This window comes from Arthrobacter sp. USHLN218 (assembly GCF_037144715.1).
GTDB lineage: Bacteria > Actinomycetota > Actinomycetes > Actinomycetales > Micrococcaceae > Crystallibacter.
Genome location: NZ_JBBCYT010000006.1, coordinates 39,938 through 64,609, shown reverse-complemented (window position 1 = coordinate 64,609; position 24,672 = coordinate 39,938). Strand labels below are relative to the sequence as shown.

Annotated in this window: 21 protein-coding genes and 1 riboswitch; of the genes, 15 read left to right on the top strand and 6 right to left on the bottom strand. The window is 70.6% G+C overall.

Translation table 11 applies throughout. From position 1 onward, the window contains the following. The first annotated feature begins 17 nt into the window (after positions 1-17). From WFH44_RS14425 to WFH44_RS14395, 7 genes are all read left to right on the top strand, one after another. A complete protein-coding gene (locus WFH44_RS14425; RefSeq protein WP_336714613.1) occupies positions 18-2,426 on the top strand; it encodes a phosphoketolase family protein in 2,409 nt (802 codons plus the stop codon). A gap of 182 nt (positions 2,427-2,608) precedes the next feature. Continuing rightward, positions 2,609-3,607 (top strand): LacI family DNA-binding transcriptional regulator, encoded by a 999-nt coding sequence (locus tag WFH44_RS14420; RefSeq protein WP_373875787.1) that lies wholly within the window; start codon positions 2,609-2,611, stop codon positions 3,605-3,607. Between the two features lie 10 nt (positions 3,608-3,617). After that, the gene (locus WFH44_RS14415) at positions 3,618-4,388 is read left to right on the top strand and encodes an alpha/beta hydrolase family protein (RefSeq protein ID WP_336714612.1); all 771 of its coding nucleotides are present in this window, start codon (positions 3,618-3,620) and stop codon (positions 4,386-4,388) included. Between the two features lie 38 nt (positions 4,389-4,426). Continuing rightward, on the top strand, positions 4,427-5,350 hold the full coding sequence (locus WFH44_RS14410; protein ID WP_336714611.1) for a carbohydrate kinase family protein: 924 nt from the start codon (positions 4,427-4,429) through the stop codon (positions 5,348-5,350). Positions 5,351-5,469: 119 nt separating this feature from the next. Next, positions 5,470-6,282 (top strand): HAD family hydrolase, encoded by an 813-nt coding sequence (locus WFH44_RS14405; protein ID WP_336714610.1) that lies wholly within the window; start codon positions 5,470-5,472, stop codon positions 6,280-6,282. Beyond that, positions 6,279-7,091, top strand: a complete 813-nt coding sequence (locus WFH44_RS14400) for a glycerophosphodiester phosphodiesterase (protein ID WP_336714609.1) — start codon at positions 6,279-6,281, stop codon at positions 7,089-7,091. The genes WFH44_RS14405 and WFH44_RS14400 overlap by 4 nt, the downstream gene beginning before the upstream one ends. Further along, positions 7,088-8,209, top strand: a complete 1,122-nt coding sequence (locus WFH44_RS14395; RefSeq protein ID WP_336714608.1) for a glycerate kinase — start codon at positions 7,088-7,090, stop codon at positions 8,207-8,209. The genes WFH44_RS14400 and WFH44_RS14395 overlap by 4 nt, the downstream gene beginning before the upstream one ends. Positions 8,210-8,211: 2 nt before the next feature. Here WFH44_RS14395 and WFH44_RS14390 read toward each other — a convergent pair whose 3' ends face one another. Further along, entirely contained in the window at positions 8,212-8,463 is a 252-nt protein-coding gene (locus tag WFH44_RS14390) for a hypothetical protein (RefSeq protein ID WP_336714607.1), read from the bottom strand. Positions 8,464-8,544: 81 nt separating this feature from the next. Between WFH44_RS14390 and WFH44_RS14385 the strand changes: the two genes are divergently transcribed. Next, entirely contained in the window at positions 8,545-9,195 is a 651-nt protein-coding gene (locus WFH44_RS14385; protein WP_336714606.1) for a dienelactone hydrolase family protein, read from the top strand. 69 nt (positions 9,196-9,264) lie between these two features. Here WFH44_RS14385 and WFH44_RS14380 read toward each other — a convergent pair whose 3' ends face one another. Beyond that, the gene (locus WFH44_RS14380; protein ID WP_264794859.1) at positions 9,265-9,477 is read right to left on the bottom strand and encodes a dodecin; all 213 of its coding nucleotides are present in this window, start codon (positions 9,475-9,477) and stop codon (positions 9,265-9,267) included. Positions 9,478-9,755: 278 nt separating this feature from the next. On the opposite strand from WFH44_RS14380, the gene WFH44_RS14375 reads away from it, so the two are divergent. After that, the gene (locus tag WFH44_RS14375; RefSeq protein ID WP_336714605.1) at positions 9,756-11,120 is read left to right on the top strand and encodes an MFS transporter; all 1,365 of its coding nucleotides are present in this window, start codon (positions 9,756-9,758) and stop codon (positions 11,118-11,120) included. A gap of 7 nt (positions 11,121-11,127) precedes the next feature. Here the strand turns inward: WFH44_RS14375 and WFH44_RS14370 are convergent, their stop codons facing one another. Beyond that, the gene (locus tag WFH44_RS14370) at positions 11,128-12,453 is read right to left on the bottom strand and encodes a uracil-xanthine permease family protein (RefSeq protein WP_336714604.1); all 1,326 of its coding nucleotides are present in this window, start codon (positions 12,451-12,453) and stop codon (positions 11,128-11,130) included. A gap of 101 nt (positions 12,454-12,554) precedes the next feature. Further along, positions 12,555-14,189, bottom strand: a complete 1,635-nt coding sequence (gene pgm, locus WFH44_RS14365) for a phosphoglucomutase (alpha-D-glucose-1,6-bisphosphate-dependent) (protein ID WP_336714603.1) — start codon at positions 14,187-14,189, stop codon at positions 12,555-12,557. 104 nt (positions 14,190-14,293) lie between these two features. Between pgm and WFH44_RS14360 the strand changes: the two genes are divergently transcribed. From WFH44_RS14360 to WFH44_RS14335, 6 genes are all read left to right on the top strand, one after another. Further along, entirely contained in the window at positions 14,294-14,791 is a 498-nt protein-coding gene (locus WFH44_RS14360) for a MarR family winged helix-turn-helix transcriptional regulator (RefSeq protein ID WP_336714602.1), read from the top strand. Continuing rightward, positions 14,778-15,569, top strand: a complete 792-nt coding sequence (locus tag WFH44_RS14355) for an alpha/beta fold hydrolase (RefSeq protein WP_336714601.1) — start codon at positions 14,778-14,780, stop codon at positions 15,567-15,569. The genes WFH44_RS14360 and WFH44_RS14355 overlap by 14 nt, the downstream gene beginning before the upstream one ends. 158 nt (positions 15,570-15,727) lie before the next feature. Further along, positions 15,728-15,839, top strand: a riboswitch (SAM riboswitch). Positions 15,840-15,943: 104 nt separating this feature from the next. Continuing rightward, a complete protein-coding gene (locus WFH44_RS14350) occupies positions 15,944-16,858 on the top strand; it encodes a methylenetetrahydrofolate reductase (RefSeq protein ID WP_336714600.1) in 915 nt (304 codons plus the stop codon). Positions 16,859-16,911: 53 nt separating this feature from the next. Further along, entirely contained in the window at positions 16,912-19,290 is a 2,379-nt protein-coding gene (metE, locus tag WFH44_RS14345; RefSeq protein WP_336714599.1) for a 5-methyltetrahydropteroyltriglutamate--homocysteine S-methyltransferase, read from the top strand. Between the two features lie 39 nt (positions 19,291-19,329). Next, complete coding sequence (locus WFH44_RS14340) at positions 19,330-20,664, top strand: O-acetylhomoserine aminocarboxypropyltransferase/cysteine synthase family protein (protein WP_336714598.1); 1,335 nt, start codon at positions 19,330-19,332, stop codon at positions 20,662-20,664. A gap of 28 nt (positions 20,665-20,692) precedes the next feature. After that, positions 20,693-21,892 carry a cystathionine gamma-synthase gene (locus WFH44_RS14335; RefSeq protein ID WP_336714597.1) on the top strand — a complete coding sequence of 400 codons (1,200 nt, stop codon included), beginning with the start codon at positions 20,693-20,695 and terminating at the stop codon, positions 21,890-21,892. 188 nt (positions 21,893-22,080) lie between these two features. On the opposite strand, the gene WFH44_RS14330 is transcribed toward WFH44_RS14335, so the two are convergent. Both WFH44_RS14330 and WFH44_RS14325 read right to left on the bottom strand, forming a co-directional pair. Next, positions 22,081-22,587 carry a GNAT family N-acetyltransferase gene (locus WFH44_RS14330; RefSeq protein ID WP_336714596.1) on the bottom strand — a complete coding sequence of 169 codons (507 nt, stop codon included), beginning with the start codon at positions 22,585-22,587 and terminating at the stop codon, positions 22,081-22,083. Positions 22,588-22,603: 16 nt separating this feature from the next. Further along, entirely contained in the window at positions 22,604-24,604 is a 2,001-nt protein-coding gene (locus WFH44_RS14325; RefSeq protein ID WP_336714595.1) for an FAD/NAD(P)-binding protein, read from the bottom strand. Between the last annotated feature and the right edge of the window lie 68 nt (positions 24,605-24,672).

Genomic DNA, 24,672 nt, shown 5'->3' with positions numbered 1-24,672 from the left:
CCACGAGGAGTGAGCACGTGACCGAACAGCAGGAAGCACTGACCAACCCGGGTGCCGACCAGCGCAGCCTCGGCAGGCTTGACGGGGTCGACCTGTGGTGGCGCGCGGCCAATTACCTGAGCGCCGGCCAGATCTACCTGCGGGACAATCCCCTGCTGCGGCGGCCGCTGGAACCGGCGGACACCAAGGCGCGGCTGCTGGGGCATTGGGGTACGACGCCGGGGCTCAACTTTGTCTACGCGCACCTGAACCGGGTCATCGCCGAGACCGGGCAGGACTTCCTCTTCGTTACCGGGCCGGGCCACGGCGGGCCGGCCAACGTCGCCAACGCGTGGCTGGAGGGTACGTACTCCGAGATCTACACCCACGTGGGCCAGGACGAAGTCGGGATGCGCGCGCTGTTCAAGCAGTTCTCCTATCCCGGCGGCGTCCCGAGCCACGCCGCCCCGGAAACGCCAGGGTCCATCAATGAGGGCGGCGAGCTCGGCTACTCGCTGGCGCACGCGTTCGGGGCGGTGTTCGACAACCCGGAGCTGGTGGCTGCCTGCGTCATCGGCGACGGCGAGGCCGAGACCGCGGCCCTGGCCGGGAGCTGGCACTCCAGCTCCTTCCTCAACCCGGCAGCGGACGGCGCGGTGCTGCCCATCCTGCACCTGAACGGCTACAAGATCGCGAACCCCACCGTGCTGGCCCGGATGCCGGAGGAGCAGCTGGCGGCGCTGATGGCCGGCTACGGCTACGAGCCGCACTTCGTCACCGTGGCGGATCCGCGGGACACCGTCCGGGCGCACGAGGAGTTTGCCTACGCCCTCGAGACCTGCCTGGCCGGCATCCGCCGCATCCAGGCCGAGGCCCGGGCGGCCGGCGGCGGCAGGGCGGCGGGGGAGGGCGCACCGGTCTGGCCAATGATCGTGCTGCGTTCGCCGAAGGGCTGGACCGGCCCGGAAACCGTGGACGGCAAGCCGGTGGAGGGGACCTGGCGGGCGCACCAGGTGCCGCTGTCCGAGGTTCGGACCAACCGGGCGCACCTCGAGCAGCTGGAGCAGTGGCTGCAGTCCTACCGTCCGGAGGAACTGTTCGACGGCGCCGGCAGGCTGCGTGCCGAGATCGCGGCCCTGGCGCCGGCCGGCGACAGCCGCATGAGCGCAACCCCTTATGCCAACGGCGGCCGGCTGCTGCAGGACCTGGTGCTTCCCGAGTACGGCGACTTCGCCGTCGTCGTTAAGGAACCGGGCACCGAACGCGTCTCTCCGATGGCGAACCTGGGCGGCTGGCTGCGTGAGGTCATCCGGCTCAATCCGCACAACTTCCGACTCTTCGGCCCGGACGAGACGGCCTCCAACCGGCTCCAGGCGGTCTATGAGGCCACGGACAAGGTGTGGCAGCAGCGCATCGAGGATGTGGACGAGCATCTGGCCCGGGCCGGGCGGGTGATGGAGGTGCTCAGCGAGAACCTCTGCCAGGGCTGGCTGGAAGGCTACCTGCTGACCGGGCGGCACGGCGTCTTCAACTGCTATGAGGCGTTCGTTCACATCGTCGACTCGATGTTCAACCAGCACGCGAAGTGGCTGCAGGTGCACCGGGAACTGCCCTGGCGGCAGCCCGTGGCGTCGCTGAACTACCTGCTCTCCAGCCACGTCTGGCAGCAGGACCACAACGGCTTTTCGCATCAGGACCCGGGCTTCATCGACCATGTGATGAACAAGAAGCCGGAGGTGGTCCGGGTCTATCTGCCGCCGGATGCGAACACGCTGCTGGCCGTGGCCGAGCACTGCCTGACGTCCCGGGACTACGTGAACGTGGTCGTCTGCGGCAAGCAGCCGTCGCTGACCTGGCTGGCGCCGGAGGACGCCCGCAACCACGCCGAGCGGGGCATCGGCGTGTGGGAGTTCGCGGGAAGCGAGCGGCCCGGGGAGGAACCCGACGTGGTCCTGGCGTGCGCCGGGGATGTGCCGACCACCGAGGCGGTGGCCGCGGCGCGGATCCTGCGCCGGCAGCTGCCGCAGCTGAAGGTCCGGCTGGTCAACGTGGTGGACCTGATGCGGCTCCAGGACGCCAAGGAGCATCCGCACGGGCTGGAGCACCGGGACTTCGACCGGCTGTTCACCACTGATAAGCCCATCATCTTCGCCTATCACGGCTACCCGTGGCTGATCCACCGGCTGACCTACCGGCGCACGAACCACGACAACCTGCACGTGCGCGGCTATGTCGAGGAAGGCACCACAACCACGCCGTTCGACATGGCGCTGATGAACCGGATCGACCGCTTCCAGCTGGCCATCGACGTGATCGACCGGGTTCCCTCGCTCGGCTCGGCCCAGACCGGGCTGCGCCAGCGGCTGCAGGACATGCGGATGCGGGCGCGGCGGCACACCAGGGAGTTCGGCGAGGATCCCGCGGAAATAGCGGACTGGAGCCTCTAAGCGGAACGTTTCAATATTTCTCCAAGGTCCGGGCCTGTCAAATGGTCGCGGAATCGTTACGCTTGTCCCAGGGGGGCCAATCTGTTGGGGGAGAGAGCGAACAGGCCATGGGGAGTCTATTCAAGCCGACCATCCGTGATGTCGCGGAGAAGGCCGGCGTTTCACTAGCGACAGTTTCTTATGTGCTGTCGGGACGCAGCGGCGGATCCACGCGGATTAGCGAGCCGACCAAGGAACGTGTCCTGCAGGCGGCGAAGGACCTGGGCTATGTGCCCAACCGTGCCGCGCAGGGCATGCGGCGCGGCCGGACGGACACCGTCGCGGTTGTCATCGAGTCCTTGGAGTCGCCGTGGGACAGGGCGTTGGTGGAGACCGCCAACCAGATCCTGCCGGCGCACGGGCTGCGGGTCGTGATCCTGCTGGGGCAGGACGCGTGGCGCAACTTCATGCTCTCGGGCGGGGCGGACGGGGTCATCCTCGGCTTCAGCTCGGAGTCCGAGGAGGAGACCCGGACCATCGAGGACCTGGCCCGGCGCGGCGTGGCCCAGGTGGTGGTTTCGCAGTTCCTGGAGCCGAAGGGCTTCGACGTGCTGGCCATCGATGCCGAGGGCGGGCTGGCCGAGGCGGCCAAGTACCTGGCCGCGAGGCACCAGCGGATCGGCGTGATCCACCGGGGGCTGGCGACGGCCAGCCGGCGCGGCACGCGGTTCGAGCTGTTCCGTGCGGCCATGCAGAAGGCCGGCGTCGAGCTCGATGACCGGCTGGTCCGGGCCTCGGGCGGGAACTGGCGCACCGCGGTGAATGACGCGATGGAGCTGCTGAGCCTGCCGGAACCGCCGACGGCGTTCTTCACGACGGCGGACATGGAGGCCTTGTGCGTCTCCGGCGCGGCCACGCTGAAGGGCCTGAACATCCCGGAGGACCTGGAGATCATCGGCGTGGAGAATTCCGAACTGGGCCGGGAATCCAATCCCACGCTCAGCACGGTCGGGCCGGATCCCAGCGAGCACATCGCGGTGGACCTGCTGCTGCAGCGGCTGCAGGGGAAGGGGCCGCAGGAGGGTCGCCGGGTCCCGGTGCCGTGGAAGCTGCACCTGCGCGGTACGACCGCGCACAACGTCGCGGGCTCGGAATCGAACGGCAACGACAGTCCGATCGTGGGGGCCGGCACGGGCAGCTAAAGTGCTGCGGATGGAGCCTATCCGCTACGGCTACGGCCCGGATCCCAGCCAGTACGCGCAGCTGTACCTGCCCGCCGAACCCCGGCGCGCCGTCGTCGTTATTGTCCATGGCGGCTACTGGCGCGCCCGCTATACCGCCGAACTGGGCCAGGCCGCCGCCCGCGACCTGGCGGCGCGCGGCTGGGCCTGCTGGAACCTCGAGTACCGGCGTGCGGGCAACGGCGGCGGCTGGCCCGGGACCGTCGAGGACGTGGCCGCCGGTATCGATGCCTTGGCCGGTGCCGCGGCCGAGCACGGCCTGGCCCTGGACACGGTGGTCGGGCTGGGCCACTCCGCCGGCGGACAGCTCGCGGCCTGGGCCGCCGGACGCGGCGGGCTGCCGGCCGGAAGCCCCGGCGCGGACCCCGCAGTGCCGCTGGCCGCGGTGCTCAGCCAGGCCGGGGTCCTGGACCTGCGCCGGGCGTGGGAACTGGGGCTGAGCGACCACGCGGTCCGGAACTTCCTCGGCAGCGGCCCGGAAGACGAGCCGGACAGGTTCGCGTTGGCGGACCCGATGCGCAGGCTGCCGCTGCCGGTGCCCGTCTACGCCTTCCACAGCCGGCGGGACGAGGCCGTGCCCTTCGAGCTGTCCGAGCGCTACGTCGCCGCCGCCCGGGCTGCCGGAGGCCGGGCGGAACTGATCCCGGTGCCCGGCGGCCACATGGACCTTATCGATCCCGCCAGCCCGGCATTCGAGAGTGTCCGCGAGGTGATCGGGCGCCTGGATCCCGGTCCGTCCTAGGCCTGCCGCCGGCGGACTTGCTCTGCTACGTTGACACTGTGCTGACAGTAATCGGGGAAGCCCTCGTAGACGTTGTCTCCAGCGATACCACCGCGCCGCGGCCCCATGTGGGCGGCAGTCCGCTGAACGTGGCCGTGGGGCTCGCGCGGCTGGGGCAGCCCGTGCAGTTCGTGGGCCGCTATGGCCGGGACGACTACGGCAACATGATCCTGCACCACCTGCGGCGGAACTCGGTGCTGACGCCGCTGGAGCCTGACTCGCAGCCCTCCAGCGTGGCCCTGGCCAGGCTGGACAAGACGGGGGCGGCGCACTACAGCTTCGACCTGCTCTGGGAGCTGCCCGCCCTGGACCGCGCGGCGCCCCGGCTGTTCGAGGACACCCAGTGGCTGCACACCGGCTCGGTCGCCGCCATGCTGGAGCCGGGCGCGCACACGGTGCTTGCCGCCGTCGAACGCGTCCACCCGCGAGCCCTGGTCAGCTACGATCCGAACTGCCGGCCGACGATCGTCACCGACCGGGATTTCGCCCGGCGCCAGGTGGAGAAGTTCGTGTCGCTCAGCGACCTGGTGAAGGCCTCGGACGAGGACCTGCGCTGGCTCTACCCGGACCGGCACCCGGAGGACACCGCGCGTGCATGGCTGGACAAGGGCCCCGCCATGGTCGTGGTCACGCGCGGCGCCCGGGGGCCGTGGGGCGTGGTCCGGGACGGCGCGGCCGAAGTGGCCGCCCCGGCCGTGGACGTCGCGGACACCGTGGGCGCCGGGGACTCCTTCATGGCCGCGCTGCTGGCCACCCTCATGGAGCGCGGCTTCGGCGGCTCCGGCCGGCGGGACGCGCTGCAGGGTTTGAACGCGGAGCAGCTCGAGGAAGTGCTGGCGTTCGCCGCCCGCGCGGCCGCCGTCACGGTGTCACGGCCGGGGGCCAATCCGCCCACGCGCCAGGAACTCGGCCTGGGCGAGTGACGGGACCGCGGAGAGGCAGCGGCGCGCCGGCACCGGACACGCCGGTACTGGACACGGCGGCACCGAACACGGCGGCACCGGGCGCAGCGCCTCCCGCGGACCGCCCTAGGATGGGCACTATGCGTTTGATTGCCAGTGATCTGGACGGGACCATCATTGGCCGGGACGGAAAAATCAGCGACCGCACGGTGCGCGCCTTCCAGGACGCGGCCTCGGCCGGCGTCGAAGTAGTCTTTGTCACCGGGCGCCCGCCGCGCTGGCTGGACCCGCTGCGCGAGCGGATCGGCCACGAGGGCAAGGTCATCTGCTCCAACGGTGCGGTGGTGTACGACCTGGCCGCCGGCGAGGTCCTGACCGCCCAGGCGCTGCCGCACCGCAACATCTTCGCCGCCCGCGACGCCATCCTGCACCTGCACCCGACGACGACGTTCGCCGCCGAAACGACCACGGGCTTCCTGCTGGAACCGGGGTTCGTGGACTCGGGGTCCGTGGAGCTGCTGGACGGAATCACCCCGGCCCCGCTGGAGGCCTCGCTGACCGAGGAGGACGCCGTCGTCAAATTCCTGGCCCGCGGCAAGGAACAGGACCCGGACGCCTTCCTGGCCGAGGTCCACGCCGCCGTCTCGCACCTCGTGTCGGTGACCCGCTCCGCGCCGACGGAGGCCCTGCTGGAGATGGCGCAGCCTGGCATCAACAAGGCCGTCACGCTGGCCGAATACGCGGCGTCGCTGCGGATCGGGCCCCAGGACGTGGTGGCCTTCGGCGACATGCCCAACGACATCGAGATGCTGCAGTGGGCCGGCTCTGGATACGCCATGGGCTCGGGCCACCCGGAAGCCATCGGCGCCGCCCGCTACAAGGCGCCGTCCTTCGCGGAGGACGGCGTGGCCCAGGTGCTTGAGGCGCGGCTGGCGGAACTGGAAGGGCCGTGACCGGCGACTTTCCCTACCTGAGCAACTCCTTCGGCGGGCCCGCCGGCTCCGAGCCCTGGCCGCTGGCCTTCGCGCACCGCGGATTCTCCCCCGAGGGGCTGGAGAATTCGATGGCTGCGTTCAATGCCGCCGTCGAGCTCGGCTTCGGCTACATCGAGACGGACGTGCGCACCAGCGCCGACGGGGAACTAATGGTGTTCCACGACGAGACGCTGGACCGGGTCACGGACGGCACCGGACGGCTGTCCCGCCACACCGCCGAGCAGTTGCGGCAGGTTCGGATCGGCGGCGTGGAGCCCATTCCGCGGCTGGAGGACGTCCTCACCCGGTGGCCGGACCTGAAGCTGAACGTGGACGTGAAGGACGCGGCCGGCGGACCCCTGCTGGCGCGGCTGATCGAGGAGCACGAGGCCCACGGCCGGATCCTCGTTACGTCCTTCTCCGACCGGCGGCGGCGTGCGGCGTTCCGCGGGCTGACCCTGCCCGCGGCAAGCTCGGGCGGCGTCACGTCCCTCGCCGCGCTGGTGGGGCTCGGCCGGGTCGGCCTGACCCGGGCCGTGGGCCGCGCCGCCCGCATGCACGCGGTCCAGGTGCCGGTCCGGTACGGTCGGATCACCGTGGTCACGGCCGCGTTCGTGCGGCGCTGCCATGCCGCCGGGCTCAAGGTGCATGTCTGGACGATCAACGAGCGCGCCGAGATGGAGCGGTTGCTGGACCTCGGCGTGGACGGCATCATGTCGGACCGGGCGGACATACTGGCACAGGTGATGGATGAACGCGGCTTCTGGCCGCAGAGGGGACGGGCATGAAGGTTCTGGTGGCACCGGACAAGTTCAAGGGCACGCTCTCCGCGGCGGAGGCCGCGGCGGCGATGGCCGAAGGCGTGCTGCGCGTCTACCCGGATGCCGAGGTCCGGACCGTTCCGGTGGCGGACGGGGGCGAGGGAACGCTGGAAGCTGCCCTTGCCGCGGGCGCGCAGGAGCACACCGCGCGGGTCCGCGGGCCGCTGGAGAAGGATGTGACGGCGTCGTGGGCGATGCTCGAGCGGGGCGGCACCAGGACGGCAGTGATCGAGACCGCGAGGGCCTCCGGGATGCTGCTGGCCGAGCCCTCGGTCCAGACCGCCCTGGCCGCGCACTGCTACGGCAGCGGCCAGCTGATTGCGGCGGCGCTGGACGCCGGGGCCACCGAGATTGTGCTGGGTCTGGGCGGTTCCGCCATGACCGACGGCGGCGCGGGCGCCCTGCGCGCTTTGGGGCTGGAGATTTACGACGGCGCCGGTGCCCGCCTTCCGCTCGGCGGAGCGGAACTCGGCGTGGCCCGGCGGGTGGACAGCACCCGCCTGGACCCGCGGCTGCAGCGTACGGTGCTGCGGATCGCCGCCGACGTGCAGAACCCGCTCTACGGGCCGGAGGGTGCGGCCCGGATCTTCGCGGCGCAGAAGGGCGCGGACCTGACGTCCCTGGAGGTGCTGGACGCGGGCCTGCGGCGCTGGGCCGCACTGATCGAGGAGGCGACCGGGCGGGACGTCAACGTCCCCGGGGCGGGCGCAGCCGGCGGTTTCCCGTCCGCCTTCCTCGGCTTTACCGAGGCGCGGCTGGAGAGCGGATTCGAGCTGGTGGCCGAGCTCACCGGCCTGGACGCGGCGCTGGACGAGGCGGACCTGGTCATCACCGGGGAAGGCGCTCTCGACGAGCAGTCGGAATACGGAAAGGCACCCCTGGGCGTGGCGGACCGTGCGCACGCCAGGGGACTCCCCGTCGTCGTTGTTGCCGGAAAGATCACGCTGGATCCCCGCCGCCTGGCGGCCCACGGCGTCGAGGCGGCCGTGAGCCTGCTCGACCTCGCCGGTAGCCCGGACGAGGCGTTCGCCCAGGCCGCCAAGTACGTCACGTGGGCCACGCAGCAGGCGCTGGAAGGGGCCTGAGACTAGTCGCGGGGAGCGGGTTCGGGCGGCAGGAAGCCGTCCTGGCCCGGCTCGGCGCCGCGTTCCGGGTCTTCGGAGGCCTTGTATTCGCCCTCCGGGCTGAGCCCGGGGACCCGCTGGCCGGCATTCAACTGGCCCGACGTGAAGGTGTCTTCGTCGAACTCGGCGGACGATTCCTGCTCGGGCGCCGGGCCCCCGACGTCCTCGCGCAGGTGTTCGTCCCGGGGCAGGTCTTCGCTCGGTTGCTGAGTCATCACCCCAGCCAACCATCGGCGGCGCAGGCGCACAACGGGTTGGGCGTAGGAAGCCGCCCGGTTTTTTGGCAGACTTAAAGCATGTCCGCACAGATGACCGTGCTCTCCGGCGGGCCCGCCCTGGCCGCGGACCTGCATATCCCCGCCGGCGCCCGGGGGATCGTGGTGTTTGCCCACGGCAGCGGCAGCAGCCGCCGCAGCCCGCGCAACATCGAGGTGGCTCGGACCCTGCACTATGCCGGGCTCGGCACGCTGCTGTTCGACCTGCTGACCGACTCGGAAGAACGCCGGGATGCCGTGGACGCATCGCTCCGGTTCGACATCGGCTTCCTCACCGAACGGCTCACGGCGGTGGTGGACGAGGTCGGGACGCGGCCCGACACCGCGGCGCTTCCCATCGGGCTGTTCGGGGCCAGCACCGGCGCCGCGGCCGCGCTCGGCACCGCCGCGGACAGGCCCGAAACGGTCGCATCCGTGGTGTCACGCGGCGGCCGGCCGGACCTCGCGCCGGACCTGGCCGGCGTGAAGGTGCCGACGCTGCTGCTAGTTGGGTCCCGGGACACCCAGGTCATCGAGCTGAACCGGAGCGCCGCGGCGCGACTGGGCGGACCGCATGAGCTGTACATCGTGGAAGGGGCCACCCACCTGTTCGAAGAGCCGGGCACCCTGGACGTTGTCGCGGAACGGGCGGCGGCCTGGTTCATCCGGACGATGCCGGCGCGGGCGCACTAAGGCCCGGGCACAGTGAAGGCCCGGGCCCGCCGGCGGGGAGTCCCTGTTCTGGAACTCCCGATCTGCCGGTCAGGAACTCTCGTGCCGGAAGCCCAGCTTGATCGTGACCTGCCAGTCCGCCACGGCGTTGTCCTTGAGGTGGCCGCGGACCTCCTTGACCTCGAACCAGTCCAGGTTGCGGAGCGTCTTGGAGGCCTCCGCTACGGCGTTGGAGACGGCGGCGTCGATGCCGTCGGGGGACGATCCGACGATTTCGGTGACGTTGTAGACGTGGTTGGCCATGCTTCCTCCTTGCGGATGGGCCCGGGTCGGACCCCGGGGCACGTGCCTGCCACGCTAGCCGCGTTGCCGCCGCCGGTCTAGGCCTTCGCCCATCCGGGGCAGCCGGCGGCCCGCGCCGTCGGGGTGCCCGGACTGGTGTTCAAAAATTTCCCTTTGTGATCCACGACATGTGCACTATCCTCGTTGTGACGGAATACGAACATTTGTGCGGGATGCGCACACAACACCAGCTATCTTCCATCGCGGGACTGACCCCGCATTGATCGAAGGAAACCCCCATGTCCCACCAGACAGGACACGAGCCAGTGGAATCGCGCACCGCGGCAGAGCAGCAGTACCGCCTGAAGCGGGCCAAGAAGGCGGCCCTCGCGGCCTTCCTGGGCGGCATGCTGGAGTACTACGACTTCTTCGTCTACGCCACGGCCGCCTCGCTGGTCTTCTCGCACATCTTTTTCCCGGAGGGCGATCCGACGGTGGCGCTGATCGCGTCGTTCGCCACGTTCGGCGTTGCATATATCGCCCGCCCGTTCGGCGCTGTCGTCTTCGGGCACCTGGGGGACCACATCGGCCGCAAGAACACCCTGGTGCTGACGCTCGTGCTGATGGGCGGGGCGACCTTCCTGATCGGCCTGCTCCCGGACTTCAACACGATCGGCTACTGGGCGCCGGCCCTGCTGGTCCTGCTGCGCCTGCTGCAGGGCCTCTCCGCCGGCGCGGAGACCGCGGGCGCGTCGGCCCTGACCATGGAGGAGTCGCCGGTGGGCCGCCGCGCGTTCTTCCCGTCCTTCGCGATGAGCGGCATCTCGGCCGGAATCGTTTTGGCGTCCCTGGCCTTCCTGCCCGTCGCCGCGATGTCGGAAGCCGACCGGCTTGCGTGGGGCTGGCGCATCCCGTTCCTGCTTTCCCTTGTCGTGCTGGTCGTGGCCTACCTCGTCCGGCGTTCGCTTGAGGAACCTGAAGTCTTCGCGGAGACCGCCAAGCAGCACGACCGCGCCAAGCTGCCCTTCGTGGAGATGTTCCGCACCCATCCGGCCCAGTTCTTCCAGGTGGCCCTCATGTCCTTCGAGACCGTGACGAATACCTTCATGCAGGCTTTCGGGCTGGCGTTCGCCGTCTCGGTGGGGATCCCCGCGCAGACCATGCTGTTCGTCAGCATCCTGGGCAACGTCGTCGCCATCGTCAGCCAGCCGGCCATGGCCATGCTCTCGGACAGGTTCGGCCGGAGGCCGATCTTCATCAGCGGCGTGCTGGGCTCCGGCCTGCTGATCTTTGTCTACTTCTGGGCCATTTCGACCGCCCAGATAGGCCTGGTGTTCATCGTGAGCACGCTCATCACTGCGGGTACCTACGCCATGTCCAACGCCATCTACCCGGCATGGTTCGCCGAGCTCTTCAACGTCCGGGTGCGCTACAGCGGCATGGCGATCGGCCTGCAGGTGGGCATCCTGTGCGCCGGGTTCACCCCGCTGCTGGGCACCGCCCTGGTGGGCGGCGACCCGGCGAACTGGGGGCCGGCGGCCTGGATCGTGGCGGGGTCATCCGTGCTCGCCGTCATCGGTGCGCTGTGGGCGCGGGAAACCTACCGCACGCCTATCCGCGAGCTGGGCAATCGTCTCCACGGACAGATGCACGCCACTGTCTGAGTGCCGCTCAGCCCAGCTTTGAGGGGGTGGCACCGGTGTCCTCGGCGGAGTCCAGCGGCTCGGTGCCGCGCCAGCGGGCGACGAGGCCCATTCCGTGGAAGATCAGCAGCGCAGCGGCCGTGCCCAGGGCGATGCCTTCGAAGGTCAGCTCGCCGATGGACCAGGTGAAGTTGGCAATGCCGATCACCAGCGAAACGCCGGCCACAGAGAGGTTGATGGGATTGGCGAAGTTCACCCGGTTCTGGACCCAGATCCTTACGCCGAGGATGCCGATCATGCCGTAGAGCACCACGCCGGCCCCGCCCAGCACGCCCGGGGGGACCGTGGCGATGAGCGCGCCGAACTTGGGGAACAGGCTCAGCAGCACGGCGATGATGCCAGCGACCCAGTAGGCCGCCGTCGAGTAGACCTTGGACGCCGCCATCACGCCGATGTTCTCGGCGTAGGTGGTGGTGCCGGACCCGCCGCCGCTGCCGGCGAGGACGGTGGCCAGGCCATCCGCCATCAGCGCGCGGCCGGTGTAGGGATCAAGGTTCTGGCCCGTCATGGCCGCCACGGACTTCACGTGCCCGATGTTCTCCGCCACGAGCACCAGCACCACCGGGACGAACAGGCCGATGAGGGAGATGTGGAACTCCGGGGTGTGGAACTGGGGCAGGCCCACCCATGCGGCACTGTTGATGGCGGAGAAGTCCACCTCGCCCCGCAGCACGGCGGTCAGGTAGCCCGCCAGCACGCCGACCAGGATGGACAGCCGCCCGAGCAGGCCGCGGAAGAGGACGGCGGCCAGCAGGATCGCCACCACGGTGACCACGCCGGTCACGGCGCCCTGCTCGAAGTTGGTCTTCGCCGTCGGCGCCAGGTTCAGGCCGATCAGCGCCACGATGGAGCCGGTCACCACCGGCGGCATCACGACCTGGATCCAATGCGAGCCGGCCTTGTGCACGATGAGGCCGATGACGAACAGAACCGCCCCCGCCATGATCAGCCCGCCCAGCGCGCCGCCCATCCCGTACTGGTTCATGGCCGCCCCGATCGGGGCGATGAACGCGAAGCTGGAGCCGAGGTAGCTCGGGATCCTGCCGGCCGTGATGATCAGGAAGAGGAGCGTGCCGAGTCCCGAGAACAGCAGGGTGGTGGACGGCGGGAATCCCGTGATCAGCGGCACCAGGAAGGTGGCGCCGAACATGGCGACCACGTGCTGGGCGCCGATTCCGATGGTCCGGCCCCAGGACAACCGCTCCTGCGGGGCCACCACCGTGCCGGGCGCAATGCTCTTGCCGTCGCCGTGCAGTTTCCAGCGGAAGGGGGAGGACTTCACGGGCGTGCTCATGGCGGGCCTCTCGGGACGTGGGATGACTTGGTCTGGAAGAATCCTACTGCCGCCCGCCCCGCCCCGCGTGCCGGCCCTCCGGCGGCCGCCCTAGGGCCGGGTCAGCCGATGACCCCGTCCACCAGCGCCTTCGCCTCGGCCTGCACCTGCTTCAGATGCTCGTCGCCCTTGAAGGATTCCGCGTAGATCTTGTAGACGTCTTCGGTGCCGGACGGGCGGGCGGCGAACCACGCGTTTTCGGTGGTGACCTTGAGTCCGCCGATCGCGGCGCCGTTGCCCGGGGCCTCGGTCAGCTTGGCGGTGATCGGCTCGCCGGCAAGTTCGGTCGCCGTCACGTCCGAGGCGGAGAGCTTGCCGAGGGCGGCCTTCTGTTCCCGGGTGGCGGCCGCGTCGATCCGCGCGTATGACGGCGACCCGAACTTCGCGGCCAGCTCACCGTAGAGTTCGGACGGGGACTTGCCGGTGACGGCCTTGATCTCCGAGGCCAGCAGGGCCAGCAGGATGCCGTCCTTGTCCGTGGACCACGGCTGCCCGTTGAACCGGACGAAGGATGCGCCGGCCGACTCCTCGCCGCCGAAGACGCCCTCACCGGAGAGCAGGCCGGGCACGAACCACTTGAAGCCGACCGGGACCTCCACCAGCTTGCGGCCCAGGTCCGCGGCCACGCGGTCGATCATCGAGGACGAGACGAGGGTCTTGCCCACGGAGGCGCCAGCGGGCCACTGCGGCCGGTGGGTGTACAGGTACTGGATCGCCACTGCGAGGTAATGGTTCGGATTCATCAGCCCCGCGTCCGGGGTGACGATCCCGTGGCGGTCCGCGTCGGCGTCGTTCCCGGTAGCGATCTCGAACTCGGCGGAACGTCCGATTAGCGACGCCATGGCGTAGGGGGAGGAGCAGTCCATGCGGATCTTCTCGTCCCAGTCCAGCGTCATGAACGCCCACTGCGGGTCCACCGTGGAATTGACCACCGTCAGGTCCAGGTTGTGCCGCTCCCCGATCGCGCCCCAGTAGTCCACCGAGGCGCCGCCCATCGGATCCGCGCCGATGCGCACGCGGGCGTTGCGGATGGCCTCCAGGTCCAGCACCTGCGGCAGGTCGTCCACGTAGTTGCTGAGGAAATCGTACGTGCCCACGGCGCCGGAGAACTGGGCCTGGCCGAGCGGAATCCGCTTGACCCCGCGCAGTTCAGATTCGAGCAGCTCGTTGGCGCGGTTGGCGATCCAGCCTGTGGCATCCGAATCCGCGGGGCCGCCGTGCGGCGGGTTGTACTTGAAGCCGCCGTCTCCGGGCGGATTGTGCGAGGGCGTGATGACGATGCCGTCGCCCTGCCCGTCCGGATTCGAGGTGTTGTGCTTGAGGATGGCGTGGCTGACGGCCGGCGTCGGGGTCCAGCCGGTCCTCGAGTCCACCCAGACCGTGACGCCGTTGGCGGCAAGGACCTCCAGCGCCGTGTTCTGCGCCGGGTCGGAGAGCGCGTGCGTGTCCTTGCCCATGAACAGCGGGCCGGCGATGCCCTGGCCGGCACGGTATTCCACGATCGCCTGCGTGATGGCGGCGATGTGGTCCTCGTTGAAGGAACCCTTCAGGCTGCTGCCGCGGTGGCCCGACGTGCCGAAGGCCACGCGCTGCGTCGGCTCCTTCGGATCGGGCTTCACGTCGAAGTACGCGTCGAGCAGCGCGGTCAGGTCAACAAGGTCGCTGGGTTGGGCCACTGTGCCCGCACGGTTTGCCATGCCCCAAGCATGCCAAAGATCACAGCGAGTGAGCCGGGTCGGTCACCAGAAGTTCACAACATTACGACTGCGGAGGGTTGACGCCTGGCGCGAGATATCGTTAAGTGCTTAACAATATGGAAATCACCCAGTATGCCTCGTTCAAGCTCCACCAGGCCACAGCGCTGCTCGACCGCGTGGCGGACAACTACCTGCGGACCCACCACGGGATCCGGTACGCGCCGTTCCTGGTGCTGCTGATTTCCAAGGTCGTCGGGCCGGCCACGCAGCAGCGGCTCGCCACCGCGCTCGACGTCAGCCGGGCATCGGTCAACCAGCGCGTCAGCGCGCTCAAGCAGCAGGGGCTGCTCTCGGTGGTGACGGATCCGGAAGATTCCCGCGCCCACATCGTCAGCCTGACCGAGGCCGGCGAACGGCTCGTGGCCGCGGCGTGGGAAGGCCTCGACCGGGACCTCGCGGACGTCGAAACGGGCATTGACGAGCGGCTGCTGGCGGAACAGCTGGACCGGCTGATCGGCAACTTGTTGAAGGTACTGGAAGCCCAGGGCGGAGTGCAGCCGGTGAAGGCCGGCAGGAAAGGAACCTACGATGGCCCAGCCTGAAATGTTCTGCCAGGAACTGAACTCCCATTGCCAGGAAACCGTTCTCTTCCTGCACGGAGGCAATGTCGCCGGATGGATGTGGGAGCCGCAGCATGAGGCGGTCCGGGACTATCACTGCCTGGTCCCGGACTTCCCCGGGTATGGCGGCAGCCGGAATATGCGGTGGGAAAGCCTGGCGGGGACCGCTGACCTTCTGGCGGACCTCATCCGCTCCCGTGCCCGCGGCGGCCGGGCGCACATCGTCGGCCTCTCCCTGGGAGCGGTGGTCGGGTTGCACCTGGCCGGCCGGCATGCGGATCTGGTCAGCTCCGGGTTCCTTACCGGCCCCCCGCTGACGGCCCCTGGACCGGTAACGGGTCTGCTGGCCCGCCTCCAGCTGCGCGCCTGGGACCAGCCCTGGTTCTGGAAAACCACCGGCCGGGGCTACGGCCTCACCGGCGAGGGCCTAGATGTCTTCGTGGAGACTGCCCTGGGCGTCTCCAAGGACAACCGGGACCGGATCTTCGCAGAGGTGTTCGGCACCTTTCCTGTCGAGGTGCTGCGCAGCATCACCGCTCCGTTGCTTCTGGTGACCGGAGGCAAGGACGCGCGGCTCATCAAAGATTCTGCGGCGATTGCCGCGCGGGAGATCCCCGGCATCCGTACGGCCATGGCACCGGGCATGCACCACCAATGGAACATCGAGGACATTGGCCTGTTCAACCGATCGCTCACGGCCTGGCTCACCGGCGCTCAACTGCATCCCGACCTGGCGTCCGCCGTCGTAAATCCCGCCTGAACCGGCGTCCGGCCGCTTCCGCGGCCGGAACTTTGTTGCGCAGGATGACGGCGGATTTGCCGTTCGTGACGAAACATTCCGTGCCGGGGAGCAACACTTCGACGTACACGGTGCAGGTATTGCTCCCCGACCCCCTCCGCTCCCTACAGTGGACGCATTAGCCATCCAGAGCGGCCGAGAGATCTGGCTCGTTGACGCCGCAGCAACCATCCGGGTAAGCCTCCGCAAGGAGACGGACCGGAACGGTGCTACCGCCAGGACCGATGGAGACGCGCCAGCGACACCACCAGGGCCTTGACCTGCCCGGCGTGGAAAACGGCTGGTCCTTTCAGCAGCGCAGCGGCGCACTCCCTCGGCACGACCGAGGAGCGTACATGACCCTGGCAGCACGGACAGCCGTCCCGCCGTCGTTGTCCTACGAGCTGTATCCGCCCGCCAACGCGCAGGCCGAAGCCACGGTGCTTCGGGCCATCGAAGAGCTTGGCGGCACCCATCCCGACTACGTTTCAGTGACCTACAACGGCACGCCCGAGCGGCGCCGCGCCTCCATCCAGCTGATCGAGCACCTGGTGGGCGCCACCAGGCTGCGGCCGCTGGCGCACCTGACCTGCGTCGGGGAAACCCGCGACAGCCTGGAACTGCTGGTGTGCCAGTTCGTGGGGCTGGGCGTGCGCGGCGTGCTGGCCATGCGCGGGGACCTGCCCGCCGATCCGCAGGCCTGCCGTGGAGACCTGCCCTTCGCCCGCTACCTGGTGGAGCTGATCCGCCGGGTCGAGGGGCGGCATTCCGCGACGCTGGCCGGCGGCCGAATGGCCGTCGGGGTGGCCGCCTACCCGAACCGGCATCCGGAGTCCCCGTCCTTCGAGCACGACATCGAGGTGCTCGTCTCGAAGGAACGCTCCGGGGCCGACTTCGCGATCAGCCAGGTCTACTTCGACCCGGCCCACTACGTCCGCCTCGTGGCGGCGGCCCGCGCGGCCGGCGTGACGATCCCGATCATTCCCGGGGTCATCCCGATGTCGAGCGTCCGCCGGCTGGAGCGGCTGGCCGTGATGACCGGCGTCCGTCCGGATCCGGCGCTGCTGCACCGGCTGGAGACGGCCTCCTCCGACGCCGAGCGGCGAAGGATCGGGGTCGCCGCCGCCGCGGAACTGGCCCGCGCCGCCCTGGACGCGGGGGCGCCCGGGCTGCACCTGTACACCTTCAACGATGCGCGCGCCTCCATCGAGGTCGTCGAGGCGCTTGACCTGCCCTCCACCCGTACCCTTTCCGCTTCCGTATCCGCCTGAACCCGCACGAAACCGCACGAACCCGAACGAATCCGCCTGAAAAGGAGAACACCATGACCGCCAAGAACACCTTCCCCGCCGCCACCATCCTGGGCTACCCGCGCATCGGCCCGAACCGCGAACTGAAGAAGGCCCTCGAGGCACACTGGAGCGGCCGGCTCGACGAGGACGGCCTGCTCTTCGAGGCCCGCAAGGTCCAGGACAGGACGGTCCTCCGGCTGGTCCAGCTCGGGCTGGACGCCGCCGACTCCTCCATCCCCGCCGACTTCGCGCTCTATGACCAGGTCCTCGACACCACGGCCGCCCTCGGTGCGCTGCCGTCCCGCTTCGCCGACCTCGCGGACAGCGACGGCGGCGTCGGAACCGCCGCATCCTTCGTGCTCGCCCGCGGCGACGGCGAACGCCCGCCCCTGGAACTGACCAAGTGGTTCGACACGAACTACCACTACCTCGTGCCGGAAATCGGCCCGGAGACCCGCTTCGCCGCCGTCGCACACCAGCTGGCCGGGATCATCCGCCGGCACAAGGACCGCGGCGCCGTGCTGCGGCCGGTCCTCGTGGGCCCGGTGACCTACCTGCTGCTCGCCAAGGCTGAGGACGGCGCGCCCGAGGGCTTCGACCCGCTGACCCGGATCGACGATGCCGTCGCGGCCTACGTGGGGATCCTCGGCCAGCTGGCCGAGGCCGGCGCCGAGTGGGTGCAGCTCGACGAGCCGGGCCTCTCCACGGACACCGGCGGTGCCCTGGCGGCCCCCGGCGGTCTGGTGGAGCAGGTCTACCGGAAGCTGGCCGAGGCTCCGGTGGCCGCCCCGGGCCGCCAGGCGAACGGGCGCCCGGCCCTGCTGGTCACCACCGGCTACGGCACCGCGGGGGATCCGGCCCGCGCCGGAGAGGCCTTGGCCGTGCTGGCCGCCGTCGGCGTCGAAGCCGTCCACGCGGACCTGGTCCGCGGCGCGCTGCCCCCCGCCGAAGCGCTGCGGGCGCTCGGCGGCACCCGCTTCGTCGCCGGCATCGTGGACGGCCGCAATGTCTGGCGGAACAACCTGCTGTCCTCGCTGAACGTGATCGAGGACCTGCAGGCGCAGTCCGGCGCGGCCGTCTCGGTCGGCACCTCCACGTCGCTGCTGCACGTGCCGCACGATGTCGCCGCCGAGTCCGTGCTGCCGGCGCACCTGCCGGCCTGGCTCTCCTTCGCGGACCAGAAGGTGCGCGAGGTGGCGGCACTGGCCCGCGGTCTGGCCGAAGGCCGGCCGTCCATTGCGGCGGAACTGCAGGATGCGGAGGCGGCCCTGCGGTCCCGCGCCAAGTACGACGGCGTGGTGTCGCCGGCCGTCCGGCAGCGCACCGCGGCGCTGGGGGAGGAGGACTTCACCCGGGGCCCGGCCGAGCGCCGCGCCGAACTGCAGCAGGCCAAGCTGGGGCTGCCGGTCCTGCCGACCACCACGATCGGCTCCTTCCCGCAGACGGGCGAGGTCCGCCGGGCCCGTGCCGCCGCGCAGAAGGGCAGCATCACCGAGGCGGAGTACGAGCAGTTCCTCAAGGACGAGATCGCCCGCGTGGTGGCACTGCAGGAGGAGCTGGGCTTGGACGTCCTGGTCCACGGCGAGCCGGAGCGCAACGACATGGTCCAGTACTTCGCCGAGAACTTCGACGGCTTCGCGGCCACCGGCAATGGCTGGGTCCAGTCCTACGGCTCGCGCTGCACCCGGCCCTCCATCCTCTGGGGCGACGTGTCCCGGCCGGCCGCGTTCACCGTTCCGTGGACCAGCTATGCACAGTCGCTGACCCGGCGGCCGCTGAAGGGCATGCTCACCGGCCCGGTCACCATCCTCGCCTGGTCCTTCGTCCGCGACGACCAGCCGCTGGCGGAGACGGCCAACCAGGTGGCCCTGGCCCTGCGCGACGAGATCGCCGACCTGGAGGCCGCGGGAACCGGCATCGTGCAGGTGGACGAACCCGCCCTGCGCGAACTGCTGCCGCTCCGGTCCGCGGACCAGGCCGCCTACCTCGACTGGTCCGTGCGCGCCTTCCGGCTCGCCACCTCGGGCGCCGGGGACGCGACCCAGATCCACACGCACCTGTGCTATTCCGAGTTCGGCGAGGTCATCGCCGCGATCGACGCCCTCGACGCGGACGTGACCAGCATCGAAGCCGCCCGCTCGCGGCTCGAGGTGGTCGCCGACCTGGCCGGCTTCGGGTTCCGCCGCGGGATCGGCCCGGGTGTCTACGACATCCACTCGCCGCGGGTGCCCTCCCGCGAGGAAATCGCCGGGCTGATCGAAACCGCGCTGGCCGCCATCCCGGTCCGCCAGCTGTGGATCAACCCGGACTGCGGGCTGAAGACCCGCGGCTACGAGGAAACCGCCGAGTCCCTGCGCAACGTCGTCGCCGCCGCGAAGTCAGCGCGCGAAGCCCTGGCCGTCCGCGCCTAGCGGCCCCGGCCGCAGCGTCCAACAGAAGGAGCCCCTTCCATGAGCATTCCCGACGGCGGTACCGCCACTGCGCAGATCCATGCCGGCTACGAACCGCAGGCCCCGCACCGGCCGGTGGCGGTGCCGCTCTACCAGAGCGCGGCCTACGAGTTCCCCGACTATGAATCGGCCCGGCGAATGTTCGCGTTGAAGGAAGCAGGCTTCACCTACACGCGGACCGGCAACCCGACCGTGGCCGTGCTGGAGCAGCGCGTGGCCGCCCTCGAGGGCGGCGCGGGCGCCCTGGCCACGGCCACGGGACAGGCCGCCGTCGCCGTGGCCCTGCTGGCCCTGGTGCGCGGCGGCCAGCACCTGGTCGCCTCCTCCAAGCTGTACGGCGGAACCGTGGACCTGCTCACGGACACCTTCGGCGACTTCGGGATCGAGGTCAGCTTCGCCGATCCGGCCGATGTGGGGGCCTGGGCCGCGGCGGTCCGTCCGCAGACCAGGGCGTTTCTGACCGAGGCCATCGGGAATCCGCTGGCCACGCTGCAGGACCTGCCGGCGATTGCCGCCGTCGCGCACGGCGCCGGGGTGCCGCTGGTCGTGGACAACACGCTGGCCACCCCGGTGCTGTACCGGCCGCTGGAACTGGGCGCCGACGTCGTTGTCCACTCGGCGACCAAGTTCCTCGGCGGACACGGCACCTCGCTCGCGGGGGTGGTGGTGGACGGCGGCCGGTTCGATTTCTCCGCCTACCCGGAGAAGTGGCCGCAGCTCACGGCGCCCAAGCGCCGCTACGGCGGTGACACCCTGTGGGGGCGGCACGGCCGCGGCGCCTACCTGGCGCTGGCGCGCAGCAAGTACCTGCACGACCTCGGTCCCTCGCTCTCCCCGTACAACGCGGCGCAGGTCCTGCAGGGGCTCGAGACGCTGGACATCCGGGTCGCGCGGCACGGGGAGAATACGCGCGAGGTGGCCGGCTTCCTGGCCGGCCATCCGGCAGTCGCCGCCGTGCACCACCCCTCGGTGCCGGGGCATCCGCAGGCCTCGCTGGCGGCCCGGGACTTCCCGCGCGGCACCGGCAGCGTGTTCTCCTTCGACCTGGCTGCCGACCCGGCCGAGGTGGGGCCATTCATCGACCGCCTGCGGCTTTTCAAGCTGGTGGCCAACGTGGGAGACACCCGGTCGCTGGTGGCGCACCCGGCGGCCATGACGCACTGCCGGCTCTCGCCCCGACAACGGGCCGCGGCGGGCATCGGCGAGGCCACCATCCGGCTCTCGATCGGCCTGGAATCCGCCGCGGACCTGGTCGCCGACCTGGCCCGGGCGCTGGACCCGCTCACCGCAACCTTGACCGCGTCCGGCGCACCGGCCGCCGTCGTCAACGCCTAGACCTCGACGCCCAGAACGGAGGCCCGACATGCCCGGATTCAACACCACCGCCATTCACGCCGGCCAGGAGCCGGACCCGCTGACCGGCGCCGTGATCCCGCCGATCTACCAGACCTCGACCTTCGTGCAGGACGGCATCAACGTGCTGCGCGCGGGGCACGAGTACAGCCGCGGTTCCAACCCCACCCGCAACGGCTTCGAGGCGCAGCTGGCGGCGCTGGAACACGGCGCGGCGGGTTTCGCGTTCGCCTCCGGCCTGGCCGCGGAGGATGCCCTGCTCCGCGCGCTGCTGCGGCCGGGCGACCACATCGTGCTCGGCGGGGACGGCTACGGCGGCACCAACCGGCTGGTCAACCACCTGCTGGGGCCGTGGGGCGTGGCCAACACGGCAGTGGACATCACGGACCTGGACGCGGTTGCGGCGGCCGTCCGGCCGGGCGAAACGGCGCTGCTCTGGGTGGAGACGCCGTCGAACCCCCTGCTGGGGATCGCCGACCTCGCCGGGTGGGCGCGGGTGGCGCACGACGCCGGGGCCCTCCTCGTGGTCGACAACACCTTCGCGTCGCCCTACCTGCAGCGGCCGCTGGATTTGGGCGCTGACGTGGTGGTGCACTCCACCACCAAGTACATCGGCGGGCACTCGGACGTCCTCGGCGGCGCCGTGGTGGTGGCGGACCGGGCGTTCCGCGGCAAGGCCCTGGCCGAGGCGGTCGGCTACCAGCAGTTCGCCGGCGGCGCCATTGCCGGCCCGCAGGACTGTTACCTGGCCGCCCGCGGACTGAAGACCCTGGGCCTGCGGATGGAGCGGCACGGCAGCAACGCCCTGGCCCTGGCCGAATGGCTGCGGGAACAGCCCGGCATCGCCGAGGTGCTCTACCCCGGCCTGCCCGAGCACCCCGGCCATGGGCTGGCCGCCCGCCAGATGTCCGGTTTCGGCGGGATCGTGTCGCTGCGTTTCGCCGCGGGCGAGGCCGCCGCCCGGGCCTTCGCGGAGTCCACGCGGCTGTTCGCGCTCTCCGTCAGCCTCGGCGGGGTGGAATCGCTGGTCTGCTACTGCTCCGAGATGACGCACGCCTCGGTCCGCGGCACGGAACTGGCGGTGCCGGCGGACCTGGTCCGGCTGTCCGTCGGCGTGGAGGACGTCGCCGATCTGCGCGCCGACCTGGCGGCCGGGCTCGAGGCGGCGCGGGCGGCCGCGCCGGACCGGCCCGTGCTCAGCGTCGTGTGAGGCGGGGAGGGATGGGCCAGCCGGCCCGTCCCTCCCCTCTCGATTCCCCAGCGCCCCTTCTCTCTGGATTTTGCCGCGAAACGGAATCCTGCCGGCGCTTCGGAACGTAGGCGGAGTTCCATTTCGCGGCGAAAAGGGGGAGGCGGGCCGAGCCTGAGGGCAGGTGGTCGGCTAGGGGAAGAGGTCGGCTACGGCAGGTCCTTCGTGAAGGAGAGGTGCTTGACCGTCTCGGGGTCGGCGGCGAGGTCGAAGCCCGGCCGGTAGCCCGTCGCGAGGTAGAGGTTCTTTGCTTCCGGCTGCCGCGGGCCGGTGGTCAGGTAGAGCCGGCGGTAGCCGCGGCGCACGGCTTCGGCCTCCAGCTCGACCAGCACGCGGCGGGCCAGGCCGCGGCGGCGGTGCTCGGCGTGCGTCCAGATGCGCTTCAGCTCGGCGGTGTCGGCATCGAAGCGGCGGAACGCGCCGCCGGCTACTGAGCGGCCGTGCTCCTGCAGGATCAGCAGGGCGCCGTGCGGTGCCTCGAACTCTTCGGCCGGATAGCGCAGCATCTCCTGGCTGGCGTCGCCGAACAGTCCGCCATACCGGCGGTCGTACTCCTCGGTCAGTCCCTCGACTAGCGGCCGCACCCGCGGGTCGGACAGCGGCAGGCGCAGCACGGTCAGTTCGGGGTGCGCCTCGGAGAAGGTCTGCTGGGTCATGGAAGGTCCTTTCGGCTCAGCCGAGCGAGGCATGGAAGGTCGAGAGGTCGGCCGCCAGGCGGTTCGCGGAATAGCCGGCGGTCGACGGGACGCGGCGTTCCGCGAGCTCGGCCAGCACCCGGCGGGCCAGCGCGTCGCTTTCCCGAAACGGCGCGGCGTTGCTGTGCGGCCGGGAGAAGGCCCCGGCGCCCCAGGAGGAGGTAGCCGGGCCGGCGGCATACAGGCCGGGACGCGTGCTGCCGTCCGGTCCAACTATCCGCGCGGCCGCGTCCACCAGCAGCTTCCCGGTTCCGCGCCCCGCGGGCGCGCCGGCGGCGGTCTCCTCGCAGCCGAGTCCGGACTTTTGCAGCGCGGCCAGCAGCGGGTTCAGCGAGCCCTCGACCGCGGGCGCGGGCAGCCTGGCCTCGATCAGCGCCTGGGCTGTGATGACCTCCCCGGCCTGCGCCGACGTGGCGGTGAACAGGCCCAGGTCCTCGTCCGCGGCCAGCTGGAGATCCGGGCCGAGGAACCTGACGTAGCCGGCCTCGTGCAGGGCCAGCAGTTCCCGCAGCCGGCGTGCGGGCGGACCGGAATCCACGTAGCTGAAGAAGCCGTGCCACCAGCCGCTCACGATCGGGCGGGACTCGGGGGTCAGGGCGTCCAGCGGGATCAGCCGGCCGAGTTCGAAATAGACGCGGAGCAGTCCCAGGAAGAGCCCCAGGGTCTCCGAGTTTCCATCGCCGTCGCGCAGTCGCAGATCGTTGCGGATGTGGGCGGCAACGGCCTCCTCCGCCTCGCCCGCACCGGCGAAGCGGCGGCCGCGCAACGGGCGGTCCAGGTCCTCGAATTCGAGACGGTCGGCGGGGTCCGGAACCGCGGCCTCGACCAGGGCGCGGCGCTCCTCGGAATACCAGGCGGCGGCGTCGAAGGCCTGCTGGAAGGCTGCCCAGGGCATCGCCACCCGCCGTGGATGGCCGGTGAACAGCTCGCGGTAGTACCCGAGGGCGGCATCCTTGGCCAGCAGCGGCCACAGGTGTTCGTTGAAGTCCAGCAGGTCGTGGCGCTCCAGCAGCCCGGCGACGGCGGCCGCCGTCAGGTAACGGGGTGCCCCGGCCGGCTCACCCTGCAGCGGCGCGGAGATCTTGGACCGGTAGGGGACGCCGCGCCGCGATCCGGTCCAGAGCCGGGGCTCGCGGCCCGAGGGCAGGTATTCGAGCCCGCCGCCGGGCTTCTCCCGGAACCGTCCGCCCCGACCCTCCATCAGGAGCACTACCAGGTCGACGAAGGCCAGTCCCATCCCGGACACGATCGCGTCCTGGCCCGGGAGCAGGCCGGAGAAGTCGACGTCGTTGGTGTACGCGGGCGGTGCGTAGAAGAGCCCGTGCCTGCCGGCGAAACTGGCGAAGCCCGAGGAGCGGGAGTCCGGTTCGGAGTCCGTGTGTCCTACGGCAACGACGACGGCATCCGCCGGCAGCGCCGATCCGGAGGCCAGCCGCACGACGTGTCCGGTCCCGGCCGGACCGACGTCCACGGCAACGTCCCGGTGGACGGTCAGCGAGACCTGCGGGCCCAGCGAACGCACGGTGCGGCGGAAGAACCATTCGAGGTACAGGCTCTGCAGGCGGCGCGTGGGGAAGGAAGCAGGCCGCAGGCCGCGCAGCTGCTCCGCGAGGTCCTCATCGGGTATCTCGGCGTCCGGAATGCTGCCGTCCAGCACGCCGCGCGCCCACTCGATCAGGCTAGGGCCGGGGGCGGCAGGACCGGAGCATTCGACCGAGTCGTCGGTGAACATCGTGACGTCCTCGGCCATCGAGTTCAGCATCAGCAGCGGGCTCTGGTCCCGCCGCCAGATCCGCCCGGAGCCCGGGCGGTGCGGTTCGACGACGTGGATCTGGAGAGGCTCCTCGAAAAGCGCGGGAAGGTTTGCGGCGAGGCGCTCCAGGATCATGGCGGCCTTGGGCCCGCCGCCGATAAACACGATGGACGCGGCAGGCACGGCCACCCGGGCATTCCTGCGTCCGGCGTCGGCAATGGTCATCCCCCGCCCCTCCCTTCGACTGGCTGGCTAGCGGTTCCGCCATGCTATGGAGCCCCGGGCCAGCCGCG

What these genes read in the sequence shown, in the direction of transcription:
- WFH44_RS14415 (WP_336714612.1), top strand. Translation starts at nt 3,618, where the DNA reads ATGGAGCCTATCCGCTACGGCTACGGCCCGGATCCCAGCCAGTACGCG.
- WFH44_RS14405 (WP_336714610.1), top strand. Translation starts at nt 5,470, where the DNA reads ATGCGTTTGATTGCCAGTGATCTGGACGGGACCATCATTGGCCGGGAC.
- WFH44_RS14395 (WP_336714608.1), top strand. Translation starts at nt 7,088, where the DNA reads ATGAAGGTTCTGGTGGCACCGGACAAGTTCAAGGGCACGCTCTCCGCG.
- WFH44_RS14390 (WP_336714607.1), bottom strand. Translation starts at nt 8,463, where the DNA reads ATGACTCAGCAACCGAGCGAAGACCTGCCCCGGGACGAACACCTGCGC.
- WFH44_RS14385 (WP_336714606.1), top strand. Translation starts at nt 8,545, where the DNA reads ATGTCCGCACAGATGACCGTGCTCTCCGGCGGGCCCGCCCTGGCCGCG.
- WFH44_RS14380 (WP_264794859.1), bottom strand. Translation starts at nt 9,477, where the DNA reads ATGGCCAACCACGTCTACAACGTCACCGAAATCGTCGGATCGTCCCCC.
- WFH44_RS14375 (WP_336714605.1), top strand. Translation starts at nt 9,756, where the DNA reads ATGTCCCACCAGACAGGACACGAGCCAGTGGAATCGCGCACCGCGGCA.
- WFH44_RS14370 (WP_336714604.1), bottom strand. Translation starts at nt 12,453, where the DNA reads ATGAGCACGCCCGTGAAGTCCTCCCCCTTCCGCTGGAAACTGCACGGC.
- pgm (WP_336714603.1), bottom strand. Translation starts at nt 14,189, where the DNA reads ATGGCAAACCGTGCGGGCACAGTGGCCCAACCCAGCGACCTTGTTGAC.
- WFH44_RS14355 (WP_336714601.1), top strand. Translation starts at nt 14,778, where the DNA reads ATGGCCCAGCCTGAAATGTTCTGCCAGGAACTGAACTCCCATTGCCAG.
- WFH44_RS14350 (WP_336714600.1), top strand. Translation starts at nt 15,944, where the DNA reads ATGACCCTGGCAGCACGGACAGCCGTCCCGCCGTCGTTGTCCTACGAG.
- metE (WP_336714599.1), top strand. Translation starts at nt 16,912, where the DNA reads ATGACCGCCAAGAACACCTTCCCCGCCGCCACCATCCTGGGCTACCCG.
- WFH44_RS14340 (WP_336714598.1), top strand. Translation starts at nt 19,330, where the DNA reads ATGAGCATTCCCGACGGCGGTACCGCCACTGCGCAGATCCATGCCGGC.
- WFH44_RS14335 (WP_336714597.1), top strand. Translation starts at nt 20,693, where the DNA reads ATGCCCGGATTCAACACCACCGCCATTCACGCCGGCCAGGAGCCGGAC.
- WFH44_RS14330 (WP_336714596.1), bottom strand. Translation starts at nt 22,587, where the DNA reads ATGACCCAGCAGACCTTCTCCGAGGCGCACCCCGAACTGACCGTGCTG.
- WFH44_RS14325 (WP_336714595.1), bottom strand. Translation starts at nt 24,604, where the DNA reads ATGACCATTGCCGACGCCGGACGCAGGAATGCCCGGGTGGCCGTGCCT.